The organism is Mesorhizobium sp. P3_A9 (assembly GCF_056402975.1).
Window position 1 is genome coordinate 1 of the sequence record NZ_JBFUGJ010000253.1, and the last position, 8794, is coordinate 8794.

9 protein-coding genes are annotated in these 8794 nt (G+C 62.8%); 3 read left to right on the forward strand and 6 right to left on the reverse strand.

Annotated features, from left to right (window positions below; all coding sequences use genetic code 11):
• A partial coding sequence (locus AC1DX0_RS25810) for an ABC transporter ATP-binding protein (protein WP_477357300.1) occupies positions 1-609 on the reverse strand: 609 nt, incomplete at its 3' end.
• Positions 610-886: 277 nt separating this feature from the next.
• On the opposite strand from AC1DX0_RS25810, the gene AC1DX0_RS25815 reads away from it, so the two are divergent.
• On the forward strand, positions 887-1882 hold the full coding sequence (locus AC1DX0_RS25815; RefSeq protein ID WP_477223734.1) for a LacI family DNA-binding transcriptional regulator: 996 nt from the start codon (positions 887-889) through the stop codon (positions 1880-1882).
• A gap of 29 nt (positions 1883-1911) precedes the next feature.
• Here the strand turns inward: AC1DX0_RS25815 and AC1DX0_RS25820 are convergent, their stop codons facing one another.
• On the reverse strand, positions 1912-2631 hold the full coding sequence (locus tag AC1DX0_RS25820; protein WP_477357302.1) for a hypothetical protein: 720 nt from the start codon (positions 2629-2631) through the stop codon (positions 1912-1914).
• A gap of 17 nt (positions 2632-2648) precedes the next feature.
• The gene (locus AC1DX0_RS25825) at positions 2649-3119 is read right to left on the reverse strand and encodes an NUDIX hydrolase (RefSeq protein ID WP_477223736.1); all 471 of its coding nucleotides are present in this window, start codon (positions 3117-3119) and stop codon (positions 2649-2651) included.
• 176 nt (positions 3120-3295) lie between these two features.
• Here AC1DX0_RS25825 and AC1DX0_RS25830 point away from each other — a divergent pair, with 176 nt between their 5' ends.
• The gene (locus AC1DX0_RS25830; RefSeq protein WP_477223737.1) at positions 3296-3826 is read left to right on the forward strand and encodes a sterol desaturase family protein; all 531 of its coding nucleotides are present in this window, start codon (positions 3296-3298) and stop codon (positions 3824-3826) included.
• Between the two features lie 75 nt (positions 3827-3901).
• On the opposite strand, the gene rsgA is transcribed toward AC1DX0_RS25830, so the two are convergent.
• Together rsgA and AC1DX0_RS25840 are read right to left on the reverse strand one after the other, a co-directional pair.
• Positions 3902-4948 carry a ribosome small subunit-dependent GTPase A gene (gene rsgA, locus AC1DX0_RS25835; RefSeq protein WP_477357303.1) on the reverse strand — a complete coding sequence of 349 codons (1047 nt, stop codon included), beginning with the start codon at positions 4946-4948 and terminating at the stop codon, positions 3902-3904.
• A gap of 185 nt (positions 4949-5133) precedes the next feature.
• The gene (locus tag AC1DX0_RS25840) at positions 5134-6081 is read right to left on the reverse strand and encodes a helix-turn-helix domain-containing protein (RefSeq protein WP_477223739.1); all 948 of its coding nucleotides are present in this window, start codon (positions 6079-6081) and stop codon (positions 5134-5136) included.
• A gap of 140 nt (positions 6082-6221) precedes the next feature.
• Here AC1DX0_RS25840 and AC1DX0_RS25845 point away from each other — a divergent pair, with 140 nt between their 5' ends.
• Positions 6222-7070: an alpha/beta fold hydrolase gene (locus AC1DX0_RS25845; protein ID WP_477223740.1), complete on the forward strand. Its 849-nt coding sequence runs from the start codon at positions 6222-6224 to the stop codon at positions 7068-7070.
• Positions 7071-7217: 147 nt separating this feature from the next.
• Here AC1DX0_RS25845 and dinB read toward each other — a convergent pair whose 3' ends face one another.
• Positions 7218-8465, reverse strand: a complete 1248-nt coding sequence (gene dinB / locus AC1DX0_RS25850; RefSeq protein ID WP_477357305.1) for a DNA polymerase IV — start codon at positions 8463-8465, stop codon at positions 7218-7220.
• Positions 8466-8794 lie beyond the last annotated feature (329 nt).

Sequence of the window (8794 nt, forward strand, 5' to 3'; positions counted from 1 at the left end):
GAACAGGATGGTGCGCTTGAGGTCGCGCCAGAGCTGCAGCAGCCATTGCTGCATGCCAAGGCGGGTCTGCGCGTCGAGCGCGCCGAACGGCTCGTCGAGCAGCATCACCTGGCGGCCGGCGACGATGGTGCGCATCATGGCGACGCGCTGGCGCATGCCGCCCGACAGCGCGTGCGGATAGTGGTTGAGGAAGTCGGCAAGACCGTAGCGGCTGGCAAGCTCGGCTGCCTCGGCGCGGTCCCGCGCGGTGGCGCCTCGCGTCAGCGACGCGGCCAGCGTGATGTTGCCGAGCACGGTTCGCCACGGCAGCATCAAATCCTTCTGCAGCATGTAGCCGACCTGGCCCGGCCGGTTGGAGACATCCTGGCCGTCGAGCACGATCTTGCCGGACGTCGCCTTGAGCAGGCCCGAGACGACATTGAACAGCGTGCTCTTGCCGCAGCCGGAGGCGCCGAGGATGCAGACGAATTCCCCATCGGCAATGTCGAGGCTGACATCGCTGAGCGCAACGACGGACCCGAAACGGACGTTGAGGTTCTCGATCGACAGTTTGGTCGGAGCGGATTGCTGCGATCCGGCAGTGCTGCGTGACTCCAGCGTTTCCGGCATTCAGCAATCCTCGCGAAGCAGGCAGGCTCGAAAACGCATAGGTCCTCCATCCGGCGTCACTCAGGTCTGCACCGAGCAGACTTGCTCATCGCCAGAAAACAGCGTTTAACTAACGAAGGTAAACGTTTACCTAGATGGTTTCCGGCCTGTTGTCAAATCGACGGCAAAGGCTGTGGATGACGCGACCTGTTTGTCGGGGCAGCGATCCGTGCTAGTCGCGTGGCGATGGTCGATGGCGGCTGGAGACAGGCCATTGTTCGTCGAGTGGCGAGGGAATGTGGCAACAACGATCAAAGATATTGCCCGGCGGGCTGGCGTGACGGCGGCAACCGTTTCAAAGGTCCTCAACCGGAAGGACCAGTCCATCGGCGAGCAGACCCGCGAAAAGATCTGGTCACTGGTCAAGGAGCTCAACTACACGCCGAACTCGATTGCCCGCTCGCTGATCACGCGCAGCTCGCGCGTCATCGGCGTCATCGTGCCCGATATTCTCAACGCCTATTTCACCGAACTGGTGCGTGCCTGCGACCAGGCCGCGCGCGAGCGCGGCTATTCGACGATCCTGTGCAATTCAGACTCCGATCCTGAAAAGGAGGCGGCACATCTGACCTTCCTCGCCAGCCACGGCGTCGATGGTATCGTGCTGGCCGCAAGCGATCTCATTCCGGAAGCCGGCCTTCTGGAGCGGCTCAGGATTCCGGTGGTCTCGATGGACCGGGAAATTCCCGACCTCGATTGCCTCGCCGCGCGCATCGATACGGATTACGAGCAGGGCGCTTTCCTGTCGGCGCGCCATCTGATCGAGGCGGGACACACGCGCATAGCCTTTGTCAGCGGCAATCCCCTGGCCTCGAACACCCAAATCAGGCGGGCAGGATTCGAGCGGGCGCACCGCGAGGCCGGGCTGCCGATCGATCCCGATCTGATCGAGTGCGGCGCCTTCAACCATCGGTTTGGACTGGTGGCCACGCGCACGCTGCTCGACCGCACACACTTCTCGGCGATGTGCTGCATGAGCGACATGCTGGCGATGGGAGCGACGGTCGCGTTGCGAGAACGGGGCTTGAGCGTTCCCGAAGACTGTGCCGTGATGGGTTTTGACAACATCTACATCGCGCCGCTGCTGGTGCGGCCGCTGTCGACGATCGAACGGCGCATTTCCGAAGCCGGCGCTCTGGCGATCGGCGCGTTGATCGATTTTCTCGACGACCGCACGCATCCGCGCCGGATGGTGCTGATGGAGCCGACGGTGATTTTGCGCGAGACAGCGTAATCAGGTTGACCGGCTGCTCGTGTCGGCCATCAATGCTGCGATTTGATTTTTTGCCATTCCTGAGTGCGTTCACGACGGGCCTCCCAGAAAAGAAAATTATCGAAGACAAAGCTGTCTTCCTCCGGGAAGTTCTGTCTGATCTCTTGAATTTTCCCGCCGTCGCGCAGGCGGCGAACGATATCCAGCCCCCGGGTCGCACGCCTTAGGCTGGACTCGTTGAGGAAGTCATTGCTGAGGGGATTGCGGAATTTGGGTTCGAAGCCGCCTGCACCGGACTCAACCAGCCGGGAAAACGGTTCGAATGTTTCGGCGGATGTCTGGATTGCCCACCGCATGGTCGTCACTCGGACGTACAGATCGAGGTCCAGAAGACATTTCGCCAGGGCGTCGGCAATCGTGTCGTCGTAGCATCCGGAACTTCTCACGTAGTCGACGAAAGCGCGCCGACAGTTGGAAAGCACGTCATCGGCCAGCTCTATCGCCGGACCCTTCAATCCGTCTATCCCGCCCACTTCGCCGAGGTAGTAGGCGCCAAGAAGCCGCTCACCGGATTTTTCAGATCGCAGCAGGTCGACGAGAAACTCCAGATCGGATCCTCGTCTCCATCTCTCGATGAGCTCTTCCCCGAGTCTGTAGTTCAATTCGGCATCGTCGCTGCCGTGGTTCACCTGTTGCATCTCGTGTTTCACCTGTTGCATCAGGATGGCGGTCGGTTCGTTCGATACGTCTCTCTCCATTTTGTTGGTCACCCTCGTTTTACCGGCATTCACCCGGCATCCAATTGCTTCAGCAAATCCAACAGCATCGGGCGCTGCCCAACAAGGATCTTGGCCTCGGCCTCGGGCAGGCTGAACCAGCCGGCCCTGTCGATCTCAGGAAACTCTTTCATCGATCCCGACCGCGGTGGCCATTCCATCATAAAACTGTTGCTCTTGATGGCGGCGACGTCGATCTCGGCCCGTGTCTCGACGGACCAGGCGATGACGATCTTGCCGCCCGGCTGCTTGTAGTCGCCAAGGCGTGCGAAGGGGCCGTCGACCGTGATGCCGAGTTCTTCCCCGGTCTCGCGCTGTGCTGCCGCCAGTTCGTCCTCGTTCTCATCGACGAGGCCTTTCGGGATCGACCAGGCGCCATCGTCCTTCTTCGCCCAGAATGGGCCGCCGGGATGAACCAGCAGCACTCTGAGTTCGCCGTCTTTTCGACGATAAATCAGCAAGCCCGCACTGCGTTTTGCCATGATTGCATGTCCGTTTGTGGCGCTGGTGCGAAGTCGGCCGATTCTGTAGGGATCATGGGCGCCGAATTTGCATCGGGAAATTGCGACGCTATGCTGCATTGCACCTCACCCGCGAGTTGGGCAATCTGATAGCATTGTTTCTGGGGCGGCGTCGAAAATCAGATGGGGCGTCCGGAATGCAACTGGGTCTGATCGGTTACTACAGCGATTTCGTGGTCTATCCCTTGGTGATCGCCCTTTTGGGGTTGGCCGGGCTGATCGAGGCCGGGGAAGAGGGCGCGCCAGAGTGGATCGGCATGGTGCTGATCTGTCTCGGCGTGTGGACATTGATCGAATACGTCCTGCATCGCTTCGTCCTGCATCACGTTCCCTACATCAAGGATTTGCACGACCGTCATCATGTCGAGGAGCGCAGTCCGGTCGGCACGCCGACCTGGCTCAGTCTCGGCGTGCATGCGCTGATCGCACTCCCCATCTGGCTGATATCGGATTTTGCGACCGCCAGCGCGGTCGGCTGCGGGCTGATGCTGGGCTATCTCTGGTACATCAGTGTTCACCACATGATCCACCACTGGCATCCCGCCCATCCCAGCTATCTCTACACGCTCAAGCGCCGCCACGCGGTGCACCACCATTTGGACGACAACGCCAATTTCGGCGTGACGTCGCTGTTGTGGGACCGGGTTTTCGGCACCGCGCGGCTTTGAGAGGCAGTAGGGCAGTAGGGCAGTAGGGCAGTAGGGCAGTAGGGCAGTAGGGCAGTAGGGCAGTAGGACGGCCGTTCAGCGTCGCTTGCCACGGCCGGCGGGTGACTTGCTACCACGCGGGCCGCTCTGCACCGGCGTGTTGTGCTGGTTTTCTTCGGACAGTTTGCGCCAGCGGGCCAGGCGCTCCGGATCGAGCGTGCCGGCCTTGATGGCAGCCTGCACAGCGCAGCCCGGTTCGTGCACATGGGTGCAGTCGCGGAACTTGCACAGCGGTGCCAACTCGGTGATCTCGGCAAACAGCGTGTCGATGCCGTAGCCGACGTCGCTGACCTGCAGCGTGCGCATACCCGGCGTGTCGATCACCCAGCCGCCGCCGGCAATGGCATGCAGCGACCGCGCCGTGGTGGTGTGGCGTCCCTTGGCGTCGTGTTCGCGGATGGCACCGGTCTGCTGCGGCGATTGCTGCGCCGAGCCGGCCAGCGTGTTGACCAGTGTCGATTTGCCGACACCGGAGGAGCCGATCAGCGCCACCGTCTGCCCAATGCCGCACCAGGCGGCGAGTGCTGCCGCGGCATCCGATGTGCGCGGGTTCAGCGTCACCACGGCCAGGCCGCGCTGCAGTGCGGCGGCTTGGCTTTGGTAGGACTCGGCGTCTTCTGCCGTGTCGGCCTTGGTCAGCAGGATSACGGGTGTCGTTCCGGCCTCGTTGGCCAGCGCCAGATAGCGCTCGAGCCGGGCGATGTTGAAGTCGGCATTGCAGGAGGTGACGATGAACAGCGTGTCGACATTGGCCGCGGCCAGCTGCGGCACCCGGCCACCCTGGGTGCGGCGCTCCAGCACCGTCTTGCGGGTCAGGCGACGCTTCACAAGCTGRTCATGCGGCTCGACCAGCACCCAGTCGCCGACGGCGTAGTCGCCGGTGGTGGCCTGTGGCGGCAGCGTCAGGTCGGTTTGTCCCGTCTGGGACAGGCCGCTCAGCCGATCTCGATGGACCATGGCGATGCGCGTTGGGATGAGGCTTGCCTCGTCCGGTTCAAGCTGATCGGCAAAGAAATCCGACCAGCCAAGGCTGGCAAGGGATAGTGACRGGGCGGGGGAAGAGGCCGTCAAGGCTTCGACCAAGGGTACGGCGTCGCAGGCATCGGACAGTATCCCCGGCAAGATGGGAGAGGCGCGGGACCTCTCGGGATGGGCAATCCGCCCAAGCCGCTGTATGGGCGGCATGGCGGGATTTGGCAAGCATTTGCGGCTGCGTGCTCCGAATGGGGTTTTGATTGGGGGCTTCTTCCGACCGCCGGGTCGTTCCTTCAGTCGTGGTGGCGCGACCGTGTCTGCGACGGCAATTCGCCGAAGGTGGTTTTATAGGCTCCGGCGAAGCGGCTGAGATGCCAGATGCCGTAGCGGGCGGCAATGTCGCCGATCGGCTCGCTGGTATCAGCCAATTCCCTGCGCACCGCGTTCAGCCGACACATGGCGAGATAGGTTCGCGGACCGATGCCCACAGTCTCGTGGAACGCGTATTCGAGGGTGCGGCGCGAGACATTCAGCGTGGCTGGCATGCGGGCTATCGCGGCCGGGCGGGCCAGATCGGTTTCGATGATGTCGCGCGCGGCCTGAAAGATGGCTTGCCGCTCGCCGGCTTTCGCCAGGCCCGGCAAACCCTTGCCTTTGCCCGCTGAAAGCAAGGCGGAGATCATGGTCTCGGCGATCACGGCCGCCATGGCTTCGCCATCGCCGTTGGAAGAGCCAGCCTTCCGCGCCAGTGCACGGGTGATCTTCGTCAGCCTTGCTGGCAGGCCAGGCGCCCAAAGCAGCCCTGGCGCGCCAAGAGCGGCATCGCGGCGTTCGCCGGCAAGCGATCGGCCGATCAGGCCGGCGGGCGCGGTCAGCAGGCAGATATGGGTGCCGGCCGGCATCCATATATCGATCTCCGACCCCTGCGGCAGGAACAATATATGGTCATGGTCGAGCGGCGCGCCGCCGAGTTTCGACGGCTCGTTGCCGTCGATGGTAAAGGCAATCCCGGTTTCGCCGAGCGGCACCGACCCCCGCGACTCGATGGTCTGGCTGGTGCGCTCGATGTATATGCCGCAGCACGGCGCCAGATCGATGGTGACGAAACGTCCCCTGAACCGGCCCCGGCTGAACTGGCGGTAGGCCTGATCGAAACCCTTCAATTCGGCAGCCTGGGCGTCGATGTCCTCGAACAGCCGGGTCCGGATGAAGGAATTTTTGGCCACCTCCGCCAACGCCATGCGGACGTTTCCTTTGCGCAAAACGGATAACGATCCTCGGCGCTGCCGCGCTAGCCTGTCAAGCGGTTGGACAACCGCGACGCAATTTCAAAAACAGGCGGCCGGGCGAGGGTGGCCGAAACCCGCCAATGGAGAGATCGATGAAATTCCTGATGCGCGCCCGTCTGGCGCTGGTGCTGCTCATGCTGTGGCCCGCTTCCTCGCAGGCCCTGGACAAATGGCAGGAATTGCCGGAGCCGGCACCGATGCCCGCCGCCGTCACGAGCGGCAAGGCGCCGGTCAACGGCATCCTGATGTACTACGCCGTCTATGGCACGTCGGGCTCGCCAATCCTGATGATCCATGGCGGCCTCGGCTATGCCGATGTGTTCTCCTCGCAAGTGGCTGACCTGATGAAGGATCACGTCGTCATCGTTGCCGACAGCCGGGGCCATCGCCGCTCGACGCGCACGGCCGATCCCTACAGCTATGAATTGATGGCGTCCGACTACCTGGCCCTGCTCGACTATCTCAAGGTCGACAAGGTCAATCTCGTYGGCTGGAGCGATGGCGGCATCATCGGCCTGATCATCGCCATCAACCACCCTGAGCGGCTGATCAAGCTGTTCGCCAATGCCGCCAATGCCACCACCGACGGGCTGATCCCGACCGTGATGGACAACAAGACCTTCGGCGCCTACATCGAACGCTGCGGCAAGGTCTATGAGAAAATCTCTCCGACGCCGACACAATACAACGCCTTCCTCGAACAGATCGGCGCGATGTGGGCCACCCAGCCGCATCTGACGACGGACGATTTGAAGAAGATCACCACGCCGACCGAGATCGTCGTCGGCGAGCATGATGAAGGCATCAAGCCGGAGCACAGCAAATACCTGGCCGACACCATACCGGGCGCGAAACTGGTCATCCTGAGGGGCTTGAGCCATTTTTCGATGCTGCAGGACCCGCCTGTCTACACAAAGGCTATTCGCGACTTCATCGACTAGAGCATTTCACCGTTTAACGGAAACGGCGAACCGCTCTAACTCTTTGTTTTTGAAGCAATTCCGGACAGAAAACCGTTCGCACTTTTCCTGGAATTGCTCTAGGGATGCTGGCCGCGCGATATGATCGTGCCCGGCCAGCCGTGCCCGTCAAAGCTCCTTCTCAGCCAGCTCCCTGAATTCGTCGGGCACGGAGCGCGCCGCTTCCAGCGTCACCGTGCCGTAGCCGACGGCCTGTTTGCCGAAGCGTTCGCGGATCTTGTCGATGGCGCGGTCGGCGCCGAAGCGGGCGAGACCTTTTTTGCTGCCCGGCCGGCGCTTCTCGTCGGCGAGGCCGAGCGGCAGGTCGAGTTGCAGCTCGGTGCTCTCCTCCAGATGCGAAACGGAGATCGCCAGCAGCGAGATCGTCTTTTCGCGTGGATGGTCGGCGAGCACGCCACTTACCAGGTCCTGCGCGATTTCGGCCAGCATGGTGGTCGCCGAGATCGGCTGGTCCAGCGTGATCGATCGGGTGACGGCGCTGAGATCGGCAAAGCGCACGCGCACCGTCACCGTGCGGCCGGGCCGCGCCTTGGCGCGCAGACGGCTGGCGACACGGTCGGCCAGATGCAGCAGCGTCGGCACGACGACATCAGCCACGGCCGGCTTGCGGCCAAGCGCCGATTGCGCACCGGCCGAGTGCGCGCGGCGCTTGGTCTCCAGTTTTCTCGGGTCGCGGTTCCATGACAGGGCGGCGAGCTTTTCGCCGGCGGCGGGACCAAGCAGCCTGGTCAACGCGCCGCTATGGGTCCTCGCCAGCTSGCCGATKGTCTCGACGCCGATTTCGGCCAGCCGYGCCYTSGTCGCCGGGCCGACRCCCCACATCAGGCCGACCGGCAAATCGTGCAGGAAGGCCAGTTCGGTGCCGGGCTCGACGACCACCAGCCCGTCGGGCTTGGCCACCTGCGAGGCGATCTTGGCAAGGTGTTTGGTGCGCGCCACGCCGATCGAGATCGGCAGGCCGAGTTCGGCCCGCACGCGGCAGCGGATCGCCGTGGCGATCTCTTGCGGTTGCCCGAACAGATGCGTGCAGCCGGCGACGTCGGCAAAGGCCTCGTCGATGGAAATGCGCTCGACCACCGGCGTGAAATCGTCGAGCATCTTGATCGCCGCGTCGCCCAGCCGCTGGTAGTGGCTGAAGTTGCCGCCGACGAAGATCAGCTGCGGGCAAAGCTCGCGTGCCTTGCGCCCCGGCATGCCGCCACGCACGCCAAAGGCACGCGCTTCATAGGAGGCAGCGAGCACCACGCCGCCGCCGACCGCGATCGGCTTGCCGCGCAGCGACGGATCGAGCAATTGCTCGACCGAGGCATAGAATGCGTCGAGATCGGCATGCAGGATGGTCGCTGTGGTTTCCAACCGGCCGCATATCCGAGGTTGCTGATGGACAAGAACGAATAGGGAACAAAAGGGGACAATTGTCAAGCGGAACTGTGGAAAGCTCCACTTTTCCCCACAAGGGGACTGTTGCGTAATTCGGTGGTTGTGATTCTCTGAGATTGACGCTCGGAGGGAATCACGATGGCAGTGAAGCAGACGGGTCAGTTGAGCTTGGCGGAAGCCTTTCTGGGCGGCAAGTTGGCAGGCGGTTCTTCGCCACTCGATCGATTGTCAGGTCTGGTGAAGTGGKACCGCTTCGAGAAGCTACTCAACCCGCTGCGCGATGGTGGACCGGGTCGGGCTGCCTG

Bases quoted from the DNA above. Each gene is read 5' to 3' on its own strand.
- AC1DX0_RS25840 (WP_477223739.1), bottom strand. From the start codon at position 6,081: ATGGCGTTGGCGGAGGTGGCCAAAAATTCCTTCATCCGGACCCGGCTG.
- AC1DX0_RS25830 (WP_477223737.1), top strand. From the start codon at position 3,296: ATGCAACTGGGTCTGATCGGTTACTACAGCGATTTCGTGGTCTATCCC.
- AC1DX0_RS25825 (WP_477223736.1), bottom strand. From the start codon at position 3,119: ATGGCAAAACGCAGTGCGGGCTTGCTGATTTATCGTCGAAAAGACGGC.